The 26,242-nt window shown below is 59.1% G+C and carries 22 protein-coding genes; 21 read left to right on the plus strand and 1 reads right to left on the minus strand.

Annotation, left to right across the window (positions count from 1 at the left end; translation table 11 throughout):
- Positions 1–783, minus strand: coding sequence for a type I methionyl aminopeptidase (gene map, locus JMV15_RS02080; RefSeq protein ID WP_003189156.1), 783 nt, complete (start codon positions 781–783; stop codon positions 1–3).
- A gap of 387 nt (positions 784–1,170) precedes the next feature.
- Here map and rpsB point away from each other — a divergent pair, with 387 nt between their 5' ends.
- From rpsB to eno, 21 genes are all read left to right on the plus strand, one after another.
- Complete coding sequence (gene rpsB, locus JMV15_RS02085) at positions 1,171–1,908, plus strand: 30S ribosomal protein S2 (RefSeq protein ID WP_003189158.1); 738 nt, start codon at positions 1,171–1,173, stop codon at positions 1,906–1,908.
- Between the two features lie 191 nt (positions 1,909–2,099).
- Positions 2,100–2,963: a translation elongation factor Ts gene (gene tsf, locus JMV15_RS02090; protein ID WP_019817860.1), complete on the plus strand. Its 864-nt coding sequence runs from the start codon at positions 2,100–2,102 to the stop codon at positions 2,961–2,963.
- Positions 2,964–3,174: 211 nt separating this feature from the next.
- Positions 3,175–3,918, plus strand: coding sequence for a UMP kinase (pyrH, locus tag JMV15_RS02095; RefSeq protein WP_003189161.1), 744 nt, complete (start codon positions 3,175–3,177; stop codon positions 3,916–3,918).
- Positions 3,915–4,472: a ribosome recycling factor gene (gene frr / locus JMV15_RS02100; RefSeq protein ID WP_003189163.1), complete on the plus strand. Its 558-nt coding sequence runs from the start codon at positions 3,915–3,917 to the stop codon at positions 4,470–4,472. Before pyrH ends, frr begins: the two co-directional genes overlap by 4 nt.
- Before the next feature lie 17 nt (positions 4,473–4,489).
- Positions 4,490–5,245, plus strand: coding sequence for a polyprenyl diphosphate synthase (gene uppS, locus JMV15_RS02105; protein ID WP_003189167.1), 756 nt, complete (start codon positions 4,490–4,492; stop codon positions 5,243–5,245).
- Positions 5,246–6,052 (plus strand): phosphatidate cytidylyltransferase, encoded by an 807-nt coding sequence (locus JMV15_RS02110; RefSeq protein WP_014717231.1) that lies wholly within the window; start codon positions 5,246–5,248, stop codon positions 6,050–6,052.
- Entirely contained in the window at positions 6,049–7,239 is a 1,191-nt protein-coding gene (gene ispC / locus JMV15_RS02115; protein WP_014717232.1) for a 1-deoxy-D-xylulose-5-phosphate reductoisomerase, read from the plus strand. The genes JMV15_RS02110 and ispC overlap by 4 nt, the downstream gene beginning before the upstream one ends.
- A 53-nt stretch (positions 7,240–7,292) precedes the next feature.
- Positions 7,293–8,645, plus strand: a complete 1,353-nt coding sequence (rseP, locus tag JMV15_RS02120; protein WP_014717233.1) for a sigma E protease regulator RseP — start codon at positions 7,293–7,295, stop codon at positions 8,643–8,645.
- Between the two features lie 74 nt (positions 8,646–8,719).
- A complete protein-coding gene (gene bamA, locus JMV15_RS02125; protein WP_014717234.1) occupies positions 8,720–11,107 on the plus strand; it encodes an outer membrane protein assembly factor BamA in 2,388 nt (795 codons plus the stop codon).
- Positions 11,108–11,152: 45 nt separating this feature from the next.
- The gene (locus JMV15_RS02130) at positions 11,153–11,656 is read left to right on the plus strand and encodes an OmpH family outer membrane protein (protein ID WP_003189173.1); all 504 of its coding nucleotides are present in this window, start codon (positions 11,153–11,155) and stop codon (positions 11,654–11,656) included.
- A 3-nt stretch (positions 11,657–11,659) separates the two neighbouring features.
- Positions 11,660–12,715: a UDP-3-O-(3-hydroxymyristoyl)glucosamine N-acyltransferase gene (lpxD, locus tag JMV15_RS02135; protein WP_201491245.1), complete on the plus strand. Its 1,056-nt coding sequence runs from the start codon at positions 11,660–11,662 to the stop codon at positions 12,713–12,715.
- A 111-nt stretch (positions 12,716–12,826) separates the two neighbouring features.
- Positions 12,827–13,267 (plus strand): 3-hydroxyacyl-ACP dehydratase FabZ, encoded by a 441-nt coding sequence (gene fabZ / locus JMV15_RS02140; protein ID WP_003172281.1) that lies wholly within the window; start codon positions 12,827–12,829, stop codon positions 13,265–13,267.
- Entirely contained in the window at positions 13,264–14,040 is a 777-nt protein-coding gene (gene lpxA, locus JMV15_RS02145; protein WP_014717236.1) for an acyl-ACP--UDP-N-acetylglucosamine O-acyltransferase, read from the plus strand. Before fabZ ends, lpxA begins: the two co-directional genes overlap by 4 nt.
- Before the next feature lie 2 nt (positions 14,041–14,042).
- Positions 14,043–15,182 (plus strand): lipid-A-disaccharide synthase, encoded by a 1,140-nt coding sequence (gene lpxB, locus JMV15_RS02150; protein WP_014717237.1) that lies wholly within the window; start codon positions 14,043–14,045, stop codon positions 15,180–15,182.
- A gap of 2 nt (positions 15,183–15,184) precedes the next feature.
- Positions 15,185–15,811 (plus strand): ribonuclease HII, encoded by a 627-nt coding sequence (gene rnhB / locus JMV15_RS02155; protein ID WP_162471687.1) that lies wholly within the window; start codon positions 15,185–15,187, stop codon positions 15,809–15,811.
- A gap of 76 nt (positions 15,812–15,887) precedes the next feature.
- On the plus strand, positions 15,888–19,409 hold the full coding sequence (dnaE, locus tag JMV15_RS02160) for a DNA polymerase III subunit alpha (RefSeq protein ID WP_003189180.1): 3,522 nt from the start codon (positions 15,888–15,890) through the stop codon (positions 19,407–19,409).
- 129 nt (positions 19,410–19,538) lie between these two features.
- Positions 19,539–20,486 carry an acetyl-CoA carboxylase carboxyltransferase subunit alpha gene (locus tag JMV15_RS02165; protein WP_003189182.1) on the plus strand — a complete coding sequence of 316 codons (948 nt, stop codon included), beginning with the start codon at positions 19,539–19,541 and terminating at the stop codon, positions 20,484–20,486.
- A gap of 174 nt (positions 20,487–20,660) precedes the next feature.
- The gene (gene tilS / locus JMV15_RS02170; protein WP_201491246.1) at positions 20,661–21,980 is read left to right on the plus strand and encodes a tRNA lysidine(34) synthetase TilS; all 1,320 of its coding nucleotides are present in this window, start codon (positions 20,661–20,663) and stop codon (positions 21,978–21,980) included.
- Between the two features lie 273 nt (positions 21,981–22,253).
- A complete protein-coding gene (locus JMV15_RS02175; protein WP_003189189.1) occupies positions 22,254–23,885 on the plus strand; it encodes a CTP synthase in 1,632 nt (543 codons plus the stop codon).
- A 5-nt stretch (positions 23,886–23,890) separates the two neighbouring features.
- Positions 23,891–24,736, plus strand: a complete 846-nt coding sequence (gene kdsA, locus JMV15_RS02180) for a 3-deoxy-8-phosphooctulonate synthase (RefSeq protein WP_003189190.1) — start codon at positions 23,891–23,893, stop codon at positions 24,734–24,736.
- A 157-nt stretch (positions 24,737–24,893) separates the two neighbouring features.
- Positions 24,894–26,183, plus strand: coding sequence for a phosphopyruvate hydratase (eno, locus tag JMV15_RS02185; protein WP_003189193.1), 1,290 nt, complete (start codon positions 24,894–24,896; stop codon positions 26,181–26,183).
- Positions 26,184–26,242: the final 59 nt, after the last annotated feature.

Raw genomic sequence — 26,242 nt, forward strand, 5'->3', positions numbered from 1 at the left:
TCAGGCCGAAACGCGTGGGATGGTGTCGTCGGCGCGCAGGGTGAAGATCTCATAACCGGTGTCGGTGACCAGCAGGGTGTGTTCCCACTGGGCCGAGAGCTTGCGGTCCTTGGTGATGGCGGTCCAGCCGTCGCCCAACACCTTGGTGTCGGCCTTGCCCTGGTTGATCATCGGTTCGATGGTGAAGGTCATGCCGGCCTTGAGTTCCATGCCGGTGCCCGCACGGCCGTAGTGCAGAATCTGCGGCTCTTCGTGGAACACTTTGCCGATACCATGGCCGCAGAATTCGCGCACCACCGAGAAGCCGTTCTTTTCCGCGTGCTTCTGGATCACTTCGCCAATGTCACCCAGGCGGCAGCCGGGTTTGACGATCTCGATGGCCTTGTACATGCATTCCTGGGTGACCTGGGACAGGCGCTCGGCCCACACTGGCACGTTACCGACGTGGAACATGCGGCTGGTATCGCCGTGGTAACCATCCTTGATCACCGTAACGTCGATGTTCAGGGTGTCGCCGTCTTTCAGTGGTTTGTCGCCCGGGATGCCGTGGCAGACCACGTGGTTGATCGAGGTGCAGATCGACTTGGGGAAACCTTTGTAATTCAGCGGGGCAGGGATGGCTTTTTGCACGTCGACTATATAGTCGTGGCAGATACGGTCCAGCGCTTCGGTGGTGACGCCGGGCTTGACGTGTTCGGCGATCATTTCCAGCACGTCGGCAGCCAGTTTGCCGGCAACGCGCATGCCTGCGATGTCTTCGGCGGTTTTCAAGGTAACGGTCATACAGGCTCTCTCTAGCGCGACGCGCTGAAATCAATACGGTTCACGGGGGCGCGACAAAGGGTTACAACATTCGCGCAAGTCCCAAAAAACGCGATTCTAACAGACGATGCTGGCAAATCATGCGCGTCTGGTGATCGCTTCTCTCTATGAGGTAGAGGCATGTTGGCTGTATTCAAGGGCTTACGCAAAGGCGGCGACCGGCAAATGTGATTGCGGGTTTCGTTTTTGCCGATGCTGTGGTATAAAATGCGCCGCTTTCCGGGGATACCCCGCAAAGCTTAAATCCACACACGTGTCGACACGATGACCTGGGTGCCGGAGGCCTTGATGCCGCTGGTTGGTCATTGGGATACGTGGAGGCCAAACCCGACTTATTAAGGAACTATCATGTCCCAAGTCAACATGCGCGATATGCTGAAGGCCGGTGTGCACTTCGGTCACCAGACCCGTTACTGGAACCCGAAAATGGGTAAGTACATTTTCGGCGCGCGTAACAAGATTCACATTATCAACCTTGAAAAAACCCTGCCAATGTTCAACGAAGCGCTGACTTTCGTAGAGCGTCTGGCCCAGGGCAAAAACAAGATCCTGTTCGTCGGCACCAAGCGTTCCGCTGGCAAGATCGTCGCTGAAGAAGCAGCACGTTGCGGTTCTCCGTACGTCGATCACCGCTGGTTGGGCGGCATGCTGACCAACTTCAAAACCATCCGTGCTTCCATCAAGCGTCTGCGTGACCTTGAAGTACAAGCCGAAGACGGTACTTTCGCCAAGCTGACCAAGAAAGAAGCGCTGATGCGCTCCCGTGACCTGGAAAAGCTCGATCGTTCCCTGGGTGGTATCAAGGACATGGGCGGTCTGCCTGACGCACTGTTCGTGATCGACGTTGATCACGAGCGCATCGCGATCACCGAAGCCAACAAGCTGGGCATCCCGGTTATCGGCGTAGTCGATACCAACAGCAGCCCGGAAGGCGTTGACTACATCATCCCAGGCAACGATGACGCAATCCGCGCTATCCAGCTGTACATGGGTTCGATGGCTGACGCTGTAATCCGTGGCCGCAACCACGTTGCTGGCGGTACCGAGCAGTTCGTTGAAGAAGCTCCGGTAGCTGCCGCTGAGTAACTGACGCCCTGGCGTTGACTCAGTAAGCAAAAAGGGGGCTTGGCCCCCTTTTTGCCACCTCGAAAACCATTTGTCGGCAGCGCAGCTACATTATTTGTAACGTGCAGCGGCCTACAACGGAGATTCGGGAAGAATTGATCGCCCGTTTGATCGGGTGGAATGGTTGAAAACCTATCCAAGAGGATTTTGAAATGGCAGAGATTACTGCAGCGTTGGTTAAAGAACTGCGTGAGCGTACCGGCGAAGGCATGATGGATTGCAAAAAGGCCTTGACCAAGGCCGGCGGCGACATCGAAAAAGCCATTGATGACATGCGTGCTTCCGGCGCCATCAAGGCTGCCAAGAAAGCAGGCAACGTGGCTGCTGAAGGCGCTATCGCTCTGAAAGAAGACGGCAAGTCCGCCGTTCTGCTGGAAGTGAACTCCCAGACCGACTTCCTGGCTCTGCAGGACGACTTCAAGGCATTCGTGGCTGCCAGCGTTGAAAAAGCGTTCGCCGAGAAAATGACTGACGCCGCTCCGCTGATCGAAGCTCAAGAAGCTGATCGCCTGGTACTGGTCGGCAAGGTTGGCGAAAACGTCAACATCCGTCGCCTGGTTCGCGTTGAGGGTGATGTGGTTGGTGGTTACCTGCACGGTAACAAGATCGGTGTTGCAGTTGTTCTGAAAGGCGGCGACGTTGAGCTGGCTAAAGACATCGCAATGCACGTTGCTGCGAGCAACCCTGAGTTCCTGCTGCCTTCGGAAGTTTCGGCCGAAGCGATCGAGCGTGAAAAAGCTGTGTTCCTGCAGCTGAACGAAGAAAAAATCAAAGGCAAGCCAGAAAACATTGTTGAGAACATGGTCAAGGGCCGTATCAGCAAGTTCCTGGCCGAAGCAAGCCTGGTTGAGCAGGCGTTCGTCAAGAACCCTGAAATCAAGGTTGGCGAACTGGCCAAGAAGGCCGGTGCTGAAATCGTTTCCTTCACTTACTTCAAAGTAGGCGAAGGCATCGAGAAGCCGGTCGACAACTTCGCTGAAGAAGTTGCTGCCCAGCTGGCTGCCGCCAAGCAATAAGACAGTTCCAAACTGTCGCCGAAAGAGGCTGCCCGCTCACGCGCGCAGCCTCTTTTCAAATGGGAAGGCCAATTTTATTTGGTTTCCTCTCGGAACTGGCTTACAAAGCCGTGTTCCGATGGCGCTGTGACAGCGTCCAGCTAGAGTGAACGCAAGCCGTAAACGGCTCGCCAAGAATTTTTTAAAAAATACGCCGCAGGAGAGATTCGCAATGGCTCAGCAGGGCAGTGGTTATCAGGCTCGCTATAAACGCATTCTACTCAAGCTCAGCGGCGAGGCCCTGATGGGCTCGGAAGAGTTCGGGATCGACCCCAAGGTGCTTGACCGCATGGCGCTGGAAGTCGGCCAATTGGTCGGTATCGGTGTGCAGGTCGGCCTGGTGATTGGTGGTGGCAACCTGTTCCGCGGTGCGGCACTCAGTGCTGCCGGTATGGACCGGGTTACCGGCGACCACATGGGCATGCTGGCCACTGTGATGAACGCCCTGGCCATGCGCGACGCCTTGGAGCGCGCCAATATCTCGGCCATCGTGATGTCGGCTATTTCCATGGTTGGCGTGACCGATCATTATGATCGCCGCAAAGCCATGCGCCACCTGAACTCCAAGGAAGTGGTGATCTTTGCCGCTGGCACAGGTAACCCGTTCTTCACCACCGACTCGGCCGCATGCCTGCGTGCTATCGAAATCGATGCCGACGTGGTGTTGAAGGCGACCAAGGTGGATGGCGTTTACACTGCAGACCCATTCAAAGACCCGCATGCCGAGAAGTTCGATCATCTGACCTACGATGAAGTACTGGATCGCAAGCTGGGTGTCATGGACCTGACCGCTATCTGCCTGTGCCGCGACCACAAGATGCCGCTGCGCGTATTTAACATGAACAAGCCCGGCGCCCTGCTGAATATCGTACACGGCGGCGCAGAAGGGACTCTGATCGAGGAAGGCCAACAATGATCAACGAAATCAAGAAAGACGCCCAGGCGCGTATGCAGAAATCCCTGGAATCCTTGAGCCATGCCTTTGGCCAGATCCGTACTGGCAAGGCGCACCCAAGCATCCTGGGCAGCGTGATGGTGCCTTACTACGGTTCCGACACCCCGCTGAGCGGTGTAGCCAACGTGACCGTGAAGGATTCGCGCACCCTGCAAGTTGTGGCCTTCGAGCGCAACATGCTCGCGGCTGTCGACAAGGCTATCCAGAGTGCCGGCCTGAACCTCAACCCGACCAACCTGGGCGAGTTGCTGCTGATCTCCATGCCAGCCCTGACCGAAGAAACCCGAAAGGGCTTCACCAAGCAGGCGCGCAGTGCTGCTGAAGATGCGCGCGTTGCCGTGCGTAACATCCGCCGCGATGCGCTGGGCGACCTGAAGAAACTGGTCAAGGATAAGGAAATCAGCGAAGACGAAGAGCGCCGTGCCGTCGCTGATATCGACAAGCTGACCAAGGACGCCGAAGCCCAGATTACCAAGGCGACCGAAGAAAAAGAAAAGGACCTGATGGCCGTATAAGGGGTCAGGACGCCTTCATGGAAAAGACCAAGCAGACTGTGCCCTCCGTGGTGCCGCGCCATGTCGCGATCATCATGGATGGGAATAATCGCTGGGCGAAAAAACGCTTTATGCCGGGTGTTGCCGGGCATAAAGCGGGTGTTGACGCGGTAAGGGCGGTGATTGAAGTGTGCGCCGAGGCCAAGGTCGAAGTGCTGACCTTGTTCGCGTTCTCCAGTGAGAACTGGCAGCGGCCCGCCGATGAGGTCAGTGCCTTGATGGACCTGTTCTTCAAGGCCTTGCGTCGTGAGGCCAAGCGCCTCAATGACAACAACATCAGTCTGCGCATCATTGGTGATCGTTCGCGGTTCCATCCGGAGCTGCAAACGGCCATGCGCGAAGCCGAGGCCATCACTGCCGGCAGTAACCGTTTTGTACTGCAGATCGCAGCCAACTACGGTGGCCAGTGGGATATCGCCCAGGCTGCACAGCGGCTGGCCCGCGAAGTGCAGGCCGGCCATCTGCGCCCGGACGACATCACGCCCGAACTGTTGCAAACCTGCCTGGTGACCGGCGACCTACCGTTGCCGGACTTGTGCATTCGTACCGGTGGCGAGCATCGCATCAGCAATTTCCTGCTGTGGCAGCTGGCCTACACCGAGCTGTACTTCTCCGACCTGTTCTGGCCGGACTTCAAACACGATGCCATGCGTAATGCACTGGCCGATTTCGCTTCCCGTCAGCGTCGTTTCGGTAAAACGAGCGAGCAGATCGAAGCTGGAGCCCGGGTTTAAATGCTTAAACAACGAATCATCACGGCGCTGATCCTGCTGCCGATTGCCTTGTGCGGTTTTTTCCTGCTCGACGGTTCCGGCTTTGCGCTGTTCATCGGCTTGGTCGTGACCCTTGGGGCGTGGGAATGGGCGCGCCTGGCAGGTTTCGTCAACCAGTTGCCGCGTGTGGCCTACGCCGCCGTGGTCGCGCTGTTGTTGTTCTTCATGTACATCCTGCCGGACATCGCGCCCTGGGTGCTGGGAGCAGCAGTGTTGTGGTGGGCGTTGGCGACGTTCCTGGTACTCACCTATCCACGCACCAGTGGCCAATGGTCCAGCGTGGCCTGCAAGCTGGTGATCGGCCTGGCGATCCTGTTGCCGGCCTGGCAAGGGCTGGTGGAAATCAAGCGTTACCCGCTGGGCAACGAATTGATCCTGGCTGTAATGGTGTTGGTATGGGGTGCTGATATTGGTGCCTACTTCTCGGGTAGAGCCTTTGGCAAACGCAAGCTGGCCCCGGCCGTAAGCCCCGGCAAGAGCTGGGAAGGCGTATACGGCGGCCTGGCCTTGACGCTGCTGATCACCTTGGTGGTCGGTGTGGTGCGTGACTGGCCGGTAAAGGAAGTGCTTCTGGCCTTGCTGGGGACGGCTATTGTCGTCTTCATCTCGGTGGTGGGCGACCTTACCGAGAGCATGTTCAAACGCCAGGCGGGCATCAAGGACAGCAGTAACCTGCTGCCAGGCCATGGCGGTGTGCTTGACCGTATCGACAGCCTCACCGCTGCGCTGCCTATTTTTGCCGTGCTGTTGTGGATGATCGCTTCGTGAGCCGCCTGCAGCAGGTTACGGTGCTGGGCGCGACCGGCTCGGTCGGGCTCAGTACCCTTGACGTCATAGCGCGTCACCCCGATCGCTATCAAGTTTTCGCCCTGACCGGCTTCACGCGTTTGCGCGAGTTGCTGGCCTTGTGCGTGCGTCACTCGCCGCGCTTTGCCGTGGTGCCTGAGGCGGCTGCGGCTCGTAATCTGCAGGAGGATCTGCGGGCTGCCGGGCTGGCTACTCAGGTATTGGTCGGCGAGGCAGGGTTGTGCCAGGTCTCGGCCGATGCGGACGTGGATACCGTCGTGGCGGCGATTGTCGGTGCAGCCGGTTTGCGCCCGACCTTGGCGGCAGTCGATGCTGGCAAGAAAATCCTGCTGGCCAACAAAGAAGCCTTGGTCATGTCCGGCGCACTCTTTATGCAGGCGGTGCGTAAGAGCGGCGCGGTGCTGCTGCCTCTGGACAGCGAGCACAACGCCATCTTCCAGTGCATGCCCGGTGATTTTGCCCGCGGCTTGAGCCAGGTCGGCGTGCGCCGGATTTTGCTGACGGCATCGGGTGGCCCATTCCGCCAGACTCCGTCGGCCGAGCTGGACCATGTGTCTCCCGATCAGGCATGCGCTCACCCGAACTGGTCCATGGGGCGCAAAATCTCCGTGGATTCGGCGAGCATGATGAACAAGGGCCTGGAGTTGATCGAGGCATGCTGGCTGTTCGATGCGCGGCCTGACCAGGTTGAGGTGGTCATTCACCCACAAAGTGTGATCCATTCCCTGGTCGATTACGTGGATGGCTCGGTGTTGGCGCAGTTGGGTAACCCGGACATGCGCACACCGATCGCCAACGCCTTGGCGTGGCCTGAGCGGATTGATTCCGGCGTAGCACCGTTGGACCTTTTTGCAATTGCGCGCCTGGACTTCGAAGCTCCGGACGAGCAGCGTTTCCCTTGTTTGCGCCTGGCGCGGCAAGCGGCCGAGGCGGGTAATAGCGCCCCGGCGATGCTTAACGCGGCCAACGAAGTGGCCGTGGCGGCGTTTCTTGAACGGCGCATCCGCTTTCCGCAGATCGCGAGTATCATCGAGGACGTCCTGGCGCGTGAGCCGGTAGTGGCAGTGAATGACCTGGAGGCGGTGTTTGAGGCCGACACCAAGGCCCGAGCCCTGGCCGGGCATTGGTTGGATCGCAATGCGGGTTAGGCCGCGGGCAGGTTTGAGTCTTCAGGCATTGGATTGAAATGCGGAGAAATTAGATGAGTGCGCTCTACATGATTGTCGGCACCCTGGTTGCTCTGGGTGTGTTGGTGACCTTCCACGAATTCGGCCACTTCTGGGTGGCGCGTCGTTGCGGCGTCAAGGTATTGCGCTTTTCCGTCGGTTTCGGCATGCCGTTGTTGCGCTGGCATGATCGCCGCGGCACTGAGTTTGTCATTGCTGCTATCCCGTTGGGCGGCTACGTCAAGATGCTCGATGAGCGCGAAGGCGAAGTGCCTGCAGACCAACTGGACCAATCCTTCAATCGCAAGACCGTTCGTCAGCGTATCGCGATTGTCGCGGCGGGGCCGATTGCCAACTTCCTGTTGGCGATGGTGTTCTTCTGGGTTTTGGCCATGCTGGGCAGCCAGCAGGTGCGCCCGGTCATTGGCGCGGTCGAAGCCGACAGCATCGCGGCCAAGGCGGGCCTGACGGCAGGGCAGGAAATTGTATCGATTGATGGCGAACCCACCACAGGGTGGGGCGCGGTCAATTTGCAGTTGGTGCGTCGCCTGGGTGAAAGCGGCACCGTCAATGTGGTGGTGCGTGACCAGGACTCCAGCGCCGAAACCCCGCGGGCATTGGCGCTGGACCATTGGCTCAAGGGCGCCGATGAGCCCGATCCGATCAAATCCCTGGGGATCCGCCCTTGGCGTCCGGCCTTGCCGCCGGTGCTGGCCGAACTCGATCCAAAGGGGCCGGCCCAGGCTGCTGGCCTGAAAACCGGTGATCGCCTGTTGGCCCTTGATGGTCAGGCGCTGGGTGACTGGCAGCAGGTGGTCGACCTGGTGCGTGTGCGCCCTGATACCAAAATTGTGCTGAAGGTTGAGCGCGAGGGTGCTCAAATCGACGTCCCCGTGACCTTGTCGGTGCGAGGGGAAGCCAAGGCGGCCGGCGGATACCTGGGTGCCGGGGTCAAAGGTGTCGAATGGCCGCCATCGATGGTGCGAGAGGTCAGTTTCGGGCCTTTGGCCGCGATTGGCGAGGGTGCGAAACGCACCTGGACCATGAGCGTGCTGACCCTCGAATCCCTCAAGAAAATGTTGTTCGGTGAGCTCTCGGTAAAAAACTTGAGTGGACCGATAACCATTGCTAAAGTGGCGGGCGCTTCTGCCCAGTCGGGTGTCGCGGATTTCCTGAATTTCCTGGCTTATCTGAGTATTAGCCTTGGGGTTCTGAATTTGCTGCCCATTCCAGTATTGGATGGGGGGCATCTGCTGTTTTATCTGGTCGAGTGGGTGCGTGGTCGCCCCTTGTCGGATCGGGTGCAGGGTTGGGGGATACAGATTGGTATCAGTTTGGTGGTCGGGGTGATGTTGTTAGCCCTGGTCAACGATCTGGGACGTCTGTAACGCTTCGCTGAATTGCGAATCTGCCGCATTTTGCGGCAGTTTGTTTATTGCCAGTTGGAATAAGAAAGGACTTCATGAAACGTCTGCTGCTAACTGCGGTTCTCACCGTATTGATGATCGCCGAAGTTCACGCCGAGTCCTTCACCATCTCCGATATTCGCGTCAACGGCCTCCAGCGGGTTTCCGCGGGTAGCGTCTTTGGTGCCTTGCCGTTGAACGTCGGGGAACAGGCGGATGATCGTCGCCTGGTGGAATCCACTCGTGCGCTGTTCAAAACCGGGTTCTTTCAAGATATCCAACTGGGTCGCGAAGGTAACGTCCTGGTCATCACGGTCGTCGAGCGACCTTCCGTCGCGAGTATCGCGATCGAAGGTAACAAGGCCATCTCCACTGAAGACCTGATGAAGGGCCTGAAGCAATCGGGCCTGGCCGAGGGCGAGATCTTCCAGCGCGCAACCCTTGAGGGTGTGCGTAACGAGTTGCAACGCCAGTACGTCGCCCAGGGCCGCTACTCCGCGACCGTGGAAACCGAAGTGATCCCCCAGCCTCGTAACCGTGTGGGCCTGAAGGTCAACATCAACGAAGGCACCGTGGCCGCCATCCAGCACATCAACGTCGTGGGCAACACCAAGTTCCCTGATGAAGACCTGGTCGACCTGTTCGAACTCAAGACCACCAACTGGTTGTCGTTCTTCAAGAACGATGACAAGTACGCCCGTGAAAAACTCTCCGGTGACCTGGAACGCCTGCGCTCTTACTACCTGGACCGTGGCTACATCAACATGGACATCGCTTCGACCCAGGTGTCCATCACCCCGGACAAGAAGCACGTCTACATTACCGTCAACGTCAACGAAGGTGAGAAGTACAAGGTTCGTGACGTCAAGCTCAGCGGTGACCTGAAAGTGCCTGAAGACCAGGTCAAGTCCCTGTTGCTGGTGCAGAAGGACCAGGTGTTCTCGCGCAAGCTGATGACCACTACCTCTGAGCTGATCACCCGCCGCCTGGGTAACGAAGGCTATACCTTCGCCAACGTCAACGGCGTGCCGACCCCGAATGATGAAGACCACACCGTGGACATCACCTTCGTCGTCGATCCGGGCAAGCGTGCCTACGTCAACCGCATCAACTTCCGAGGCAACACCAAGTCTGCGGACGAAGTGCTGCGTCGTGAAATGCGTCAGATGGAAGGTGGCTGGGCTTCGACCTACCTGATCGACCAATCCAAGACCCGTCTTGAGCGCCTGGGCTTCTTCAAGGAAGTCAACGTCGAAACCCCGGCCGTACCGGGTGTGGATGACCAGGTTGACGTGAACTACGCCGTTGAAGAACAAGCCTCGGGTTCGATCACTGCCAGTGTCGGTTTCGCCCAGAGCGCCGGTTTGATCCTGGGTGGTTCCATCACGCAGAACAACTTCCTGGGTACCGGTAACCGTGTGTCCATCGGCCTGACCCGCAGCGAATACCAGAGCCGATACAACTTCGGCTACACCGACCCCTACTGGACTGCAGACGGTGTGAGCCTGGGCTACAACGCCTTCTACCGCACCACCGACTACAAAGACCTCGATGTTGACGTTGCAAGCTATGCGATCGACAGCCTGGGTGCTGGTGTCAACGTGGGTTACCCGATCAGCGAAACCTCGCGCCTGACCTTTGGCCTTACCGCCCAGCAGGATGAGATCAAGACCGGTGTGTACACCGTGGACGAAATCTTCGACTTCACCCGTCGTGAAGGCGACAAGTTCCTGAACTTCAAGGCGTCTGCCGGTTGGTCCGAGTCGACCCTGAACAAAGGCGTACTGGCAACCCGCGGCCACTCCCAGAGCCTGACTGCGGAAGTCACCACGCCGGGCAGCGACCTGTCGTTCTTCAAGCTCGACTACCGCGGCCAGTTGTTCCAGCCGTTGAGCGATAACTACACCATGCGCCTGCACACAGAGCTGGGCTATGGTGACGGTTATGGTTCGACCGATGGCTTGCCGTTCTATGAAAACTACTATGCAGGTGGTTTCAATTCGGTACGCGGTTTCAAGGACAGCACCTTGGGTCCGCGTGGTACGCCAAGCCGCGGTGTTGACCGGACTGGTAACCAGGGCACTGTCGCTGACTCGGACAACGACCCGCTGCCATTCGGTGGTAACGTGTTGATCCAGGGTGGTGCGGAGATTCTGTTCCCGCTGCCGTTCGTCAAGGACCAGCGTTCCCTGCGTACTTCGGTCTTCTGGGACGTGGGTAACGTGTTCGACTCCAAGTGCGAACAGATCAAGAACCCAAGTGGCTTGAAGTCCAACACTCAGTGCAACGACGTAAGCCTCAGCAACCTGGCGAGCTCCGTGGGCGTGGGTGTGACCTGGGTGACTGCGCTGGGCCCGTTGAGCTTTGCTCTGGCCATGCCGATCAAGAAACCGGATAACGCTGAAACCCAGATTTTCCAATTCTCCCTCGGCCAGACGTTCTAAGCGTCTGACCTAAGATAACGACAACGGATTCTGTAGGAGTACATCGTGCGTAAGTTGACTCAATTGGTCTTGCTGGCCACTGTGCTGGTCACCACCCCGGCCTTCGCCGAAATGAAAATCGCGGTCCTGAACTATCAGATGGCCCTGCTGGAGTCCGATGCGGCCAAGCGATATGCCGTGGATGCCGAGAAGAAATTCGGTCCGCAACTGACCAAACTCAAGACGCTGGAAAGCAGCGCCAAGGGTATCCAGGACCGCCTGGTAGCCGGTGGCGACAAGATGCAGCAAGGCGAGCGCGAGCGTCTGGAGCTTGAATTCAAGCAAAAGGCCCGTGACTACCAGTTCCAATCCAAGGAGCTGAACGAAGCCAAGGCTGTGGCCGACCGCGAAATGCTCAAGCAGCTCAAGCCTAAATTGGACAGCGCTGTGGAAGAAGTCATCAAGAAGGGTGCCTTTGACCTGGTGTTCGAGCGTGGCGCCGTGATCGACGTCAAGCCTCAATACGACATCACCCGCCAGGTGATCGAGCGCATGAACCAGCTGAAGTAAACCATGACAGCGACTATCAAGCTCGGCGAGTTGGCCGAGTTCCTGGGGGCCACCTTACGTGGCTCCAAGGAGAAAGAAATCACTGGGCTAGCCACCTTGCAGGAGGCTGGCCCAGCTCAGTTGAGCTTCCTCGCAAATCCTCAATACCGTAAATACCTGGTCGACTGCCAGGCCGCAGCCGTGTTGCTGAAGGCCGCTGACGCCGAAGGGTTTACCGGGGATGCGCTGGTGGTGGCCGACCCGTACCTGTCGTACGCCAAGGCGTCGCACCTGTTCGATCCCAAGCCGAAGGCGGCTGGCGGTATTCACCCGTGTGCCGTGATCGCCGAGGATGCCCAGGTTGACCCTGCCGCCAGCATCGGTGCGTTTGCCGTGATCGAGAGCGGGGCGCGTATTGGTGCTGGTGTCACCGTGGGTGCCCACTGCTTTATCGGTGCACGCTGTGAAATTGGTGCCGATGGTTGGCTAGCCCCCCGCGTGACTCTCTACCACGATGTGCGTATTGGTCAACGTGTGGTCATACAGTCCGGTGCTGTTATCGGCGGCGAAGGCTTTGGCTTTGCCAACTCCAAAGGTGTCTGGCACAAGATTGCCCAGGTCGGTGGCGTACTGATCGGCGACGATGTGGAGATCGGTGTGAACACTGCTGTGGATCGCGGAGCCTTGGCCGATACCGTGATCGGTAACGGTGTGAAGCTCGATAACCAGATCCAGATCGCTCACAACGTACAGATTGGCGATCACACCGCCATGGCCGCCTGCGTGGGTATTTCCGGCAGCACCAAGATCGGCAAGCATTGCATGCTCGCCGGTGGCGTGGGGCTGGTGGGGCATATCGACATTTGCGACAACGTCTTCATCACCGGCATGACCATGGTGACCCACTCGATCACAGAGCCAGGGGCCTATTCATCCGGTACCGCGATGCAACCTGCGGCCGAATGGCGCAAGAGTGCCGCGCGTTTGAGGAAGATCGACGACATGGCACGACGTATCAAACAGCTTGAAAAGCGTGTCGGGGACGTGACCCCTGGCGGTAATGCTTCATCAGAAGGCTGATACCATTTCCATATCAAGTGTGCGCGGCCGCTAGACGGCCTCCTTGATTTGCTAGCGGGGCGTGCGCCTGGTGCGCCCGCCCCCAATCTTTATTACAGGCTTCCCCCCGAAATGATGGACATCAACGAGATTCGCGAATACCTGCCTCACCGTTACCCGTTCCTGCTGGTGGACCGCGTAGTGGACCTCAACGTCGAGGAAAAGCGCATTCGTGCCTACAAGAATGTCAGCATCAACGAACCATTCTTCAATGGTCACTTTCCTGCGCATCCAATCATGCCAGGTGTGTTGATCATCGAAGCCATGGCCCAGGCTGCCGGTATCCTTGGTTTCAAAATGCTCGACCTCAAGCCTGCCGACGGCACGCTTTACTATTTCGTGGGTTCGGACAAGCTGCGTTTTCGCAACCCGGTCACCCCGGGTGACCAGTTGATCCTGGAAGCCAAGTTCATCAGTTGCAAACGCCAGATCTGGAAGTTTGAATGCCAGGCCTCGGTAGATGGCAAGCCGGTGTGCTCTGCCGAGATCATCTGTGCGGAACGCAAACTATGAGTTTGATTGACCCTCGCGCAATCATCGATCCGTCGGCCGTACTGGCCGCCGACGTTGAGGTCGGCCCTTGGTCGATCGTCGGCGCAGGTGTGGAAATCGGCGAGGGGACTGTCATCGGGCCGCACGTGATCCTCAAGGGTCCCACCCGAATTGGCAAACACAATCGTATCTACCAGTTTTCCTCGGTAGGCGAAGACACCCCGGACATGAAGTACAAGGGTGAAGAAACACGCCTGGTCATCGGTGACCACAACATCATTCGTGAAGGCGTCACCATTCACCGCGGCACCGTGCAGGATCGCGCCGAAACCACCTTGGGTGATCACAATCTGGTCATGGCCTATGCGCACATCGGCCATGACAGCGTGATCGGCAACCATTGTATTCTGGTCAACAACACTGCGTTGGCAGGCCATGTGCACGTTGATGACTGGGCGATCCTCTCCGGTTTTACCCTGGTGCATCAATACTGCCACATCGGCGCCCACAGCTTTTCCGGCATGGGCACCGCCATCGGCAAGGATGTCCCGGCGTTCGTGACGGTGTTCGGCAACCCTGCCGAAGCCCGTAGCATGAACTTCGAGGGCATGCGTCGTCGCGGTTTCAGCGAAGACGCCATCCACGCCCTGCGCCGTGCCTACAAGACGGTTTACCGCCAAGGGTTGACCGTGGAACAGGCCTTGGCCGAGTTGGCCGAGCCTGCCACGCAGTTCTCGGAAGTCGCGGTGTTCCGTGACTCCATCCAGACCTCGACTCGCGGCATCACTCGCTGATCATGGCCACTCTGCGTATTGCGCTCGTGGCCGGTGAAGCTTCCGGCGATATCCTGGGTGCCGGCTTGATGCGGGCGCTCAAGGCCCAGCATCCGGCGGTGGAATTTATCGGGGTCGGTGGCCCGTTGATGCAGGCCGAAGGCCTGACCTCCTACTTCCCCATGGAGCGCCTGTCGGTCATGGGGCTGGTGGAAGTCTTGGGGCGCCTGCGTGAGCTGCTGGCTCGCCGCAAGCTGCTGATCAAGACGCTGATCGAAGAAAAACCTGACGTCTTTATCGGCATCGATGCGCCGGACTTCACGCTCAATATCGAACTCAAGTTGCGCCAGGCCGGGATCAAGACCGTGCATTACGTCAGCCCATCCGTGTGGGCGTGGCGCCAGAAGCGTGTGTTGAAAATCCGCGAAGGCTGCGACCTGATGCTGACCTTGCTGCCATTCGAAGCCCGGTTCTACGAAGAGAAGGGCGTGCCGGTGCGGTTTGTCGGCCACACCCTGGCTGACGCCATTCCCTTGCAAGCTGATCGTGCGGCTGCGCGTGCCGAGCTGGGCTTGCCCGATGGCCCCTTGGTTGCGTTGATGCCAGGCAGTCGTGGCGGTGAGGTGGGGCGCTTGGGAGCGCTGTTTTTTGATGCCGCCGAACGTCTCCAGGCGCAAAAGCCGGGGATCCGCTTTGTACTGCCCTGTGCCAGCCCACAACGCCGTGCCCAGATCGAAACCCTGCTGGAAGGTCGCAGCCTGCCGTTGACGCTGCTCGATGGCCAGTCCCACCTGGCCCTGGCAGCCTGCGATGCGGTGTTGATCGCCTCGGGCACTGCCACGCTTGAGGCCTTGCTGTACAAGCGGCCGATGGTCGTGGCCTATCGCCTGGCGCCACTGACCTTCTGGATCCTCAAGCGCATGGTCAAGAGCCCTTACATTTCCTTGCCCAACCTGCTGGCCCAGCGCCTGCTGGTCCCGGAGTTGTTGCAGGACGATGCAACGCCCGAAGCGCTTGCGCAAACCCTACTACCCTTGATTGACGGCGGCGAAGAGCAGACCCGTGGTTTCGACGATATTCACCGCACGTTACGCCGTGATGCCTCGAACCAGGCGGCCGACGCCGTGTTGACCTTGATCGGCCATAAACAGGAAACCTTATGACCATGCAAATGGGCCTGGATTTCAGCCTCGTTGCCCAGGCCCACGAACTGGTGGCGGGTGTTGACGAAGTCGGGCGCGGTCCGCTCTGTGGCGCAGTGGTTACGGCGGCGGTGATCCTTGATCCGAACCGCCCGATCCTGGGGCTCAACGATTCGAAGAAGCTCACCGAAGCCCGTCGCGAAAAACTCTATGACGAAATCTGTGAAAAAGCCCTGAGCTGGCATATCGCCCGGGCTGAAGTCGAAGAAATCGACGAGCTGAATATCCTGCACGCCACCATGCTGGCGATGCAGCGTGCTGTGGAAGGGCTGCACATCACCCCGAAAATGGCGATGATCGACGGTAACCGCTGCCCTAAACTGACAATGCCGTCCGAAGCGGTGGTCAAGGGCGATAGCAAGGTTCCGGCCATTGCGGCTGCCTCGATCCTGGCCAAGGTCAGCCGCGACCGTGAAATGGCCGCGTTCGAATTGATCTATCCCGGCTACGGCATTGGTGGCCATAAAGGCTACCCGACCCCCGTTCATCTGGAAGCTCTGGCTCGGCTCGGCCCCGCCCCGATCCATCGCCGCTCGTTTGCCCCGGTGCGCCAGGCTTATGAGGCCCGTGAAAGCCTGATCGAGGTTTAGCAGCAAGGCTGATGTTTTTACCCAGGCCCGGTACAATCCGGGCCTTGTTGTTTTCATGTATCAAGACAGGATCACTATGCCGGCTTCATTCGTTCATCTACGCCTGCACACTGAGTACTCCCTGGTCGACGGCCTGGTACGGATCAAACCGCTGGTCAAAACCCTGGTGGGCATGAACATGCCTGCGGTCGCGGTTACCGACCAGAACAACATGTGTTCCCTGGTCAAGTTCTACAAGAACGCCATGGGCGCCGGCATCAAGCCGATCTGCGGCGCCGACCTCTGGCTGTCCAACAAAGACCCGGATAACCCCCTGAGCCGCATCAGCCTGCTGGCGATGAACGGCGTGGGTTATCGCAACCTCACCGAACTGATCTCCCGTGGCTTTATCGATGGCCAGCGTAACGGCTCGATCATCATCGAGCGCGAGTGGGTGGCCGAAGCCAGCGAAGGCCTGATCATGCTCTCGGCGGCCAAAGAGGGCGAAATCGGTATCGCGCTGCTGGGCGGCAACCCTCAGGAAGCCGAAGTGCTGGCGCGTGAGTGGATGCAGGTGTTCCCAGGCCGGTTCTACCTGGAAGTCCAGCGCACCAACCGTCCCAACGATGAAGAGCATCTGCACGCTGCCGTCGCCCTGGCCGATAAGCTGGGTGCGCCGCTGGTGGCGACCAACGATGTGCGCTTTATCAAGAAAGAAGACTTCGAAGCCCACGAAACCCGCGTGTGCATCGGTGAAGGCCGGGCCCTGGATGACCCGCGCCGCTCGAAGAACTACAGCGAAGAGCAGTACCTCAAAAGCGCCGAGGAAATGGCGGAGCTGTTCAGCGACTTGCCCGAGGCCCTGGAAAACTCCGTCGAGATCGCCAAGCGCTGCAACATCGAAGTAAAGCTGGGCAAGCACTTTTTGCCCAACTTCCCGATTCCCGATGGCATGACCATCGACGAATACTTTCGCAAAGTGTCGTTCGATGGCCTGGAGGAACGCCTCAGCGTCCTGCTGCCCAAGGACACCACCGAGGACTACGAAGCCAAGCGCCAGGTGTATGTCGATCGGTTGAATTTCGAGCTGGATATCATCATCCAGATGGGGTTCCCCGGCTACTTCCTGATCGTAATGGACTTTATCCAGTGGGCGAAAAACAACGGCGTGCCGGTAGGTCCGGGCCGGGGGTCAGGTGCTGGCTCGCTGGTGGCCTACGTACAGAAGATCACCGACCTTGACCCGCTTGAATATGACCTGCTGTTCGAACGGTTCCTGAACCCGGAACGGGTATCCATGCCCGACTTCGACGTCGACTTCTGCATGGATGGTCGTGACCGCGTCATTGAATACGTGGCCGAGAAATACGGCCGCAACGCAGTAAGTCAGATCATCACCTTCGGTTCTATGGCCGCCAAAGCGGTAATTCGCGACGTGGCGCGGGTGCAGGGCAAGTCCTACGGTTTGGCCGACCGCCTGTCGAAGATGATCCCGTTCGAAGTCGGCATGACCCTGGAAAAAGCCTACGAGCAGGAAGAAATCCTGCGCGACTTCATCAAGGTCGATGAAGAAGCCGCCGAAATCTGGGACATGGCGCGCAAGCTCGAAGGCGTGGTGCGTAACGTCGGTAAACACGCTGGTGGCGTGGTTATTGCGCCGACCAAGCTCACCGACTTTTCGCCGATCTATTGCGATGAAGAAGGCGACGGCCTGGTCACCCAGTTCGACAAGGACGACGTGGAGGCCGCCGGCCTGGTGAAGTTTGACTTCCTCGGCCTGCGGACCCTGACGATCATCGACTGGGCACTCAAGACCATCAACCGCGACCGTGCCAAGGTCGGCGAAGAACCGCTGGATATCGCGTTTATCCCGCTGGACGACAAACCGACCTATAGCCTGCTGCAAAAAGCCGAAACCACGGCGGTGTTCCAGCTTGAATCCCGGGGCATGAAGGAGCTGATCAAAAAGCTCAAGCCCGACTGCCTGGAAGACTTGATCGCACTGGTGGCCCTGTTCCGTCCGGGCCCGCTGCAATCGGGCATGGTGGATGACTTCATCAACCGTAAACACGGCCGCGCCGAGCTGGCTTACCCGCACTCCGACTACCAGTACGAGGGCCTCAAGCCCGTACTGGCGCCGACCTACGGCATCATCCTGTACCAGGAACAGGTGATGCAGATCGCCCAGGTGATGGCCGGCTACACCCTCGGCGGTGCGGACATGCTGCGTCGCGCCATGGGTAAGAAAAAGCCCGAGGAAATGGCCAAGCAGCGCGGCGGTTTCATTGAAGGTTGCGCCACCAACAACATCGATGCCGACCTGGCCGGTAACATCTTCGACCTGGTAGAAAAATTCGCCGGTTATGGCTTCAACAAATCCCACTCCGCCGCCTATGGCCTGGTGTCGTACCAGACCGCCTGGTTGAAAGCCCACTACCCGGCACCGTTCATGGCGGCGGTACTCTCGGCGGATATGCACAACACCGACAAGGTCGTGACCTTGATCGAGGAAGTGCGCACCATGAAGCTGCGCCTCGACGCGCCGGACGTGAACGCTTCGGAGTTCAAGTTCACGGTGAACGACGAAGGCCGCATCATCTATGGCCTCGGCGCGATCAAAGGCGTGGGCGAAGGTCCGGTGGAGGCCATTACCGAAGCGCGTCAGGACGGGCCGTTCAAGGACCTGTTCGATTTCTGCGCGCGGGTGGATCTCAAGCGCATCAACAAACGTACCCTCGATGGCCTGATCCGCAGCGGCGCACTCGACCGTCTTGGCCCGTATTTTCATGATGAGCCCAAGGCTTACCAGGCCAATATCGATCGTAACCGGGCGGTGCTGCTGACCGCCATGGAAGAGGCGATCAAGGCCGCCGAGCAGACCGCTCGTACCCATGACAGCGGCCACGCCGACCTGTTTGGCGGGCTGTTCGTCGAAGAGGATGCGGATGTCTACGCGAATCACCGCAAGGCCAAGGAGCTGACTCTGAAGGAACGCCTCAAGGGTGAAAAAGACACCTTGGGCCTGTACCTCACCGGTCACCCGATTGACGAGTACGAAGGCGAAATCCGCCGTTTTGCCCGTCAGCGCATCATCGACCTCAAACCGGCGCGGGATACCCAGACCGTCGCCGGTATGATCATCGCCCTGCGGGTGATGAAAAATAAGAAGGGTGACAAGATGGGCTTCATCACCCTCGATGACCGCTCGGGCCGCATCGAAGCGTCATTGTTTGCCGACGCGTTTCACTCCGCCCAATCGCTGTTGCAGACCGACGCCATGGTGGTGGTGGAAGGGGAGGTCAGCAATGATGACTTCTCCGGTGGCCTGCGCCTGCGCATCAAGCGCGTGATGAGCATGGAGGACGCCCGCACCAACCTGGCCGAAAGCCTGCGCCTGAAGGTCAAAACCGAAGCGCTTAAAGGCGATCAGCTACGCTGGTTGGGTGACCTGCTAAAACGCCATCGTGGCGCATGCCCGGTGACCATGGAGTACACCGGCAGCGATGCCAAGGCCATGTTGCAGTTTGGTGAGACGTGGCGAATTGATCCCGCTGATGGCTTGATTCAAGCTTTGCGTGACCAGTTCGGGCGAGACAACGTCTTCCTCCAATACCGTTGACGGTCAGATAGATCTGATCTCGACTAAACATTTAATCTCGACCTAAACGCGCCTCTCCCTTAAGGTAGGGCGCGAATAGACAACCGGCTGGCCAGGCACCCCTTGGCCGTCGACCCAAGACGGACGCTTATGAACCCGAATTTTCTTGATTTCGAACAGCCGATCGCTGACCTGCAAGCCAAGATCGAAGAGCTGCGCCTGGTCGGCAATGACAATTCGCTGAACATCGGTGATGAAATCGCTCGCCTGCAAGACAAGAGCAGCACGCTCACCGAAGACATCTTCGGCAAGCTGACCAGCTGGCAGATCGCGCGCCTGGCTCGCCACCCGCGCCGTCCCTACACCCTGGACTACATCGAACACATCTTCACCGAGTTCGACGAGTTGCACGGCGACCGTCATTTCTCCGACGACGCAGCCATTGTGGGCGGTATCGCTCGCCTGGACGACCAACCGGTGATGGTGATCGGTCATCAGAAAGGCCGTGAAGTGCGCGAGAAAGTACGCCGCAACTTCGGCATGCCGCGCCCGGAAGGCTATCGCAAGGCGTGCCGCCTGATGGAAATGGCCGAGCGCTTCAAGATGCCTATCCTGACCTTCATCGACACGCCGGGTGCCTACCCGGGTATCGACGCCGAAGAGCGCAACCAGAGCGAAGCGATTGCCTGGAACCTGCGCGTCATGGCGCGCCTGAAAACCCCGATCATCGCCACTGTGATTGGTGAAGGTGGTTCCGGCGGTGCCCTGGCCATTGGTGTCTGCGACCAACTGAACATGTTGCAGTACTCGACCTACGCGGTGATCTCGCCGGAAGGTTGTGCCTCGATCCTGTGGAAAACCGCCGAAAAGGCGCCGGACGCTGCCGAAGCCATGGGCATCACCGCCGATCGCCTCAAAGGCCTGGGTATCGTGGACAAGGTCATCGCCGAGCCACTGGGCGGCGCCCACCGTGACCCGGCTGCCGCCGCTGCGACCATCCGTGCCGAGTTGGGGTCGCAACTGGCGATGCTCAAGAAGTTGGATAACGAAGCGCTGCTGGCTCGTCGTTATGAGCGCCTGATGAGCTACGGCCTCTAAGCCGACGCTGTACCCAATGTAGTAGCCGGCTTGTGTGGGAGCTGGCTTGCCTGCGATAGCATCACCTTGGTATCACTGATACACCGAGGTGCCTGCATCGCGGGCAAGCCCGGCTCCCACATTTGCTTTGTGTATGCTGACGAACGTATTCAAGCTTTGCGGCGGTGACGTGTGATGAAACCAACCCTGCCGGCCACACTCCTGCACACCCTGGCCCCCTGGCGCAACGCCCCGGCCTGGCATATCGCGTTCTCCGGCGGTCTCGACTCCACCGTCCTGCTGCACCTCCTGGTCTCACTGGCCAACATCGAAAATCTGCCTCCTGTCAGCGCCGTCCATGTCCACCATGGCCTGCAAGCTGCTGCCGAGGCGTGGCCTGCTCATTGCCAATCGGTCTGCGACAGCCTGGGCGTACCCTTGCGCGTCATGCGTGTGCAGGTGAGGCCCGGCGCGAGCCTTGAACGTGCGGCGCGCGATGCGCGCTACCAAGCGTTCATGCAAATCATGGGGGCAGGGGAGGTGCTTTTCACTGGCCAGCATCGCGACGATCAAGCCGAAACCCTGCTGTTTCGCCTGCTGCGTGGCGCCGGTGTGCGAGGGTTGACGGCTATGCCTGAGCATCGCCCGTTGGCCCAAGGCCGCTTGGTGCGGCCGTTGCTGGCGTGCACCCGTAGCGAGCTGGAAGCCTACGCCCATCAGCATCAGTTGCAGTGGATCGAAGACCCCTCCAACGTTGATTCCCGGTTTTCCCGCAATTACTTGCGTCACCGTGTACTCCCTGCCGTGACGGAGCGCTGGCCCCAGGCCATCACCCACCTGGCTCGCACGGCTGAACACATGGCTGAGGCTCAGGGGCTGCTCGACGAATTGGCGCTGATGGACCTGCAGCGCGCCGATCAGCCTTCTGCGTTTCCCTGGTTGCCTCTGCAGTCCCTGGCGCTTGAACCATTGCGTGAATTGTCCGATGCCCGCCAGCGTAACGCCCTGCGGCATTGGCTCATGCCACTGACCCGTTTACCCGACAGCGATCACTGGGCCGGTTGGCATGCCCTGCGCGATGCCAAGCGTGACGCACAGCCTCTGTGGCGCCTGGCCGACGGCCAAATGCAGCGTAGCGGTGAACGCATCTGGTGGTTGCCCACAACATGGTCGGAGTTTTCCGACGCATCGGTGAACTGGCCCGATCCGCAAAATCCACTAGAGTTATCGGGTAATGGCCAACTGAGATTTATCGGCAAGGCCCCCGAAGGCCCGCTGCAGGTGCGTTATCGCCAGGGTGGCGAAATCATCGACGTACCGGGCCGAGGCCGGCGCGATCTCAAGCGTCTGCTGAATGAAAGCGGCATGCCGGGCTTCGTCCGTGGCAGATTGCCGCTGGTCTATCGGGGCGAGCAATTGCTGGCTGTGCCAAGCGTTGCGGGGGCATGGGCCCGGTCGATGGGTGAGGTGCAATTGGATTGGTTGCCACAGACCTGCGATCAAGATTTGAGCTGATAGCGCCTTTCCGGTAGACTACGCTCCCTTCTTGATACAACTTCTGTGGATTCGCCTGAATCGCAGTCGTTGCCGATTACCAAGCAGTCTTTGCTGGGCGATTCCAAAAAATGTGTAGCGATCAACGTACCGGTGTTTCATTGCTGGTCTGTCACAACGCGGCGGTTTTTTTGAAAGGTGCACTGTGATTAATGCAGGTGATCGGGGGCTTCGGCCTTCCTTCGCTTTCCCCGGCGGCTCGGACCGCTTTAACGCAGACTTCTAGGGTTTTTCATGACGCGCTACATATTCGTCACGGGCGGTGTTGTTTCTTCATTGGGGAAAGGCATTGCCTCCGCTTCATTGGCGGCCATCCTGGAGGCGCGGGGACTTAAGGTCACCATGCTCAAGCTGGACCCGTACATCAACGTCGACCCGGGCACCATGAGCCCGTTCCAGCACGGTGAAGTGTTCGTCACCCACGACGGCGCCGAGACCGACCTGGACCTGGGCCACTACGAGCGGTTCATCCGCACGACCATGACCCAGAACAACAACTTCACCACCGGCCGTGTCTACGAGCACGTGTTGCGCAAAGAGCGCCGTGGTGACTACCTGGGTGCAACCATCCAGGTGATCCCGCACATCACCGACGAAATCAAGCGCCGCATCATCAAGGGTGCAGGCGATGCCGACGTGGCCATGGTCGAGATCGGTGGCACCGTGGGTGACATCGAGTCCCAACCGTTCCTCGAGGCCATCCGCCAGTTGCGTTTCGAAGTCGGCGCCAAGCGCGCGATGCTGATGCACCTGACATTGGTGCCGTACATCGCCACTGCCGGCGAAACCAAAACCAAGCCTACCCAGCACTCGGTCAAGGAACTGCGTTCCATCGGCCTGCAGCCGGATGTGCTGGTATGCCGCTCCGATCACCCGATCGATATTTCCTCGCGCCGCAAGATTGCGCAGTTCACCAACGTTGAAGAACGTGCGGTGATTGCCCTGGAAGACGCCGACACCATCTACAAGATCCCGGGCATCCTGCATTCGCAAGGCCTGGATGATTTTGTGGTCGAGCGTTTCGGCTTGCAGTGCGGCGGTGCAGACCTGTCCGAGTGGGAAGCGGTTGTCGACGCCAAGCTCAACCCAGAGCATGAAGTCACCATCGCCATGGTCGGCAAATACATGGAACTGCTGGACGCGTACAAGTCGCTGATCGAAGCCATGAGCCACGCCGGTATCAGCAACCGTACCAAGGTCAACCTGCGCTACATCGACTCCGAAGACATCGAGAACCAGGGCACCGCGCTGCTCGAAGGTGTTGACGCTATCCTCGTTCCCGGCGGTTTCGGCCTGCGTGGTGTGGAAGGCAAGATCACTGCCGTGCAGTACGCCCGTGAAAACAAGGTGCCGTACCTGGGTATCTGCCTGGGCATGCAAGTGGCCGTTATCGAGTTCGCCCGTAACGTGCTGGGCTGGAAAGACGCCAACTCTACCGAGTTCGATCACAGCAGCGGCCATCCGGTCGTGGGTCTGATCACCGAGTGGGAAGACGCCACTGGCGCGGTTGAAACCCGTACCGAAACGTCCGACCTGGGCGGCACCATGCGCCTGGGTGCACAGGATTGCCTGCTGGAAGCTGGCTCGCTGGTACACGACTGCTACGGCAAGGACGTGATCGTCGAGCGTCACCGCCACCGCTATGAAGTGAACAACAACCTGCTGCCGCAGATCAAAGAAGCTGGCCTGAAAATCTCCGGCCGCTCCGGTGATGGCAAGCTGGTTGAAGTGGTCGAGGCACCGGATCATCCGTGGTTCGTGGCGTGTCAGTTCCACCCGGAGTTCACCTCGACGCCGCGCGACGGTCACCCGTTGTTCAGTGGTTTCGTCAAAGCAGCACTGACGCAACATCAGAAGAAGGCGTAAACCTGATGGCCCAGAAGATCATTCGCGTAGGCGACATCGAGATTGCCAACGACAAGCCCATGGTGCTGTTCGGCGGCATGAACGTGCTGGAAAGCCGTGACATGGCGATGCAGGTGTGTGAGGAGTACGTGCGGGTCACCCAGAAACTGGGTATCCCTTACGTCTTCAAGGCCAGCTTCGACAAGGCCAACCGTTCGTCCGTCACCTCCTATCGCGGCCCGGGCCTTGAAGAAGGCATGCGGATCTTCCAGGACATCAAGCAAGCCTTCGGCGTGCCGATCATCACCGACGTCCACGAGCCTGAGCAGGCTGCCGTGGTCGCCGAGGTGTGCGACATCATCCAGTTGCCGGCCTTCCTGTCGCGCCAGACCGACCTCGTAGTCGCCATGGCCAAGACCGGCGCGGTGATCAACATCAAGAAAGCCCAATTCCTCGCTCCTCAGGAGATGAAACACATCCTGAGCAAATGCGTGGAAGCGGGTAACGACCAGTTGATCCTCTGCGAGCGGGGTTCGAGCTTCGGCTACAACAACCTCGTGGTGGACATGCTCGGTTTCGGCATCATGAAACAGTTCGAATACCCCGTGTTCTTCGACGTGACCCACGCGCTGCAAATGCCCGGTGGTCGTTCGGACTCCGCTGGCGGGCGACGTGCCCAGGTGACGGACCTGGCCAAGGCGGGCATGAGCCAGTCCCTGGCGGGCCTGTTCCTTGAAGCTCACCCGGACCCGGACAACGCCAAATGTGATGGCCCATGCGCCCTGCGCCTGGACAAGCTGGAGCCATTCCTGGCCCAACTCAAGCAGTTGGACGAGCTGGTCAAGAGTTTTCCGACGGTAGAGACCGCGTAACTGGCATTTCTCCGGTAGAATTTCCCACGCTTTACGCTCAGGCCCCCGGGCCTGAGCCTTGTCGTCTGCAAGCCTGCCCCGTTGTTCCACCCTTGCGGTCGGTCAAAAGATTTCCTTCAGCTGCGTCGTTTTCGTCAACTTTGGAGTGTTTACAACAATGGCAAAAATCGTCGACATCAAAGGTCGTGAAGTTCTCGACTCCCGTGGCAACCCCACCGTCGAAGCCGACGTGCTTCTCGATAACGGCATCATCGGCAGCGCCTGCGCGCCGTCCGGTGCTTCCACCGGTTCGCGCGAAGCGCTGGAACTGCGTGATGGCGACAAGAGCCGTTACCTGGGCAAGGGTGTACTCAAGGCTGTGGCCAACATCAACGGTCCGATTCGTGACCTGTTGCTGGGCAAGGACCCGCTGGACCAGAAAGCCCTGGACCACGCGATGATCAAGCTCGACGGCACTGAAAACAAAGGCAGCCTCGGCGCCAACGCCATCCTCGCAGTGTCCCTGGCAGCTGCCAAGGCGGCTGCGCAGGACCAGGACCTGCCGTTGTACGCACACATTGCCAATCTGAATGGCACCCCGGGCGTCTACTCGATGCCGGTGCCGATGATGAACATCATCAACGGTGGCGAGCACGCAGATAACAACGTCGACATCCAGGAATTCATGGTACAGCCGGTTGGCGCCAAGTCCTTCTCCGAAGGCCTGCGCATGGGTACCGAGATTTTCCATCACCTCAAGGCTGTACTGAAGGCTCGTGGCCTGAGCACTGCCGTGGGTGACGAAGGCGGTTTCGCGCCGAACCTGGCCTCCAACGAAGACGCACTGAAAGTCATCTCCGAAGCCGTGGCCAACGCTGGCTACAAGCTGGGCACCGACGTGACCCTGGCCCTGGACTGCGCCGCCAGCGAATTCTATGAAGACGGCAAGTACAACCTGTCCGGCGAAGGCCAGGTGTTCAACTCCGAAGGCTTCGCTGAATACCTCAAAGGCCTGACCCAGCGCTACCCGATCATCTCGATCGAAGACGGCCTGGACGAGTCCGACTGGGATGGCTGGAAAATCCTCACCGACAAGATCGGCGAAAAAATCCAGCTGGTGGGTGACGACCTGTTCGTGACCAACACCAAGATCCTGAAAGAAGGCATCGACAAGAAGATCGCCAACTCGATCCTGATCAAGTTCAACCAGATCGGCACCCTGACCGAAACCCTGGAAGCCATCCAGATGGCCAAGGCCGCGGGCTACACCGCCGTGATCTCCCATCGCTCCGGCGAAACCGAAGATTCCACCATTGCCGACCTGGCCGTGGGTACTTCGGCGGGCCAGATCAAGACCGGTTCCCTGTGCCGTTCCGATCGCGTGTCCAAGTACAACCAATTGCTGCGCATCGAAGAGCAGTTGGCAGGTAAAGCCAAGTACAACGGTCGCGGCGAGTTTCGCGGCTAAGCAGTAAATGGTAAAAAGTCGGCGGATTGCGTCAGAAATCTCACGTCAGTGTGAATTTC

Source organism: Pseudomonas paracarnis, from assembly GCF_904063055.1.
GTDB classification, from domain to species: Bacteria; Pseudomonadota; Gammaproteobacteria; order Pseudomonadales; family Pseudomonadaceae; genus Aquipseudomonas; species Aquipseudomonas paracarnis.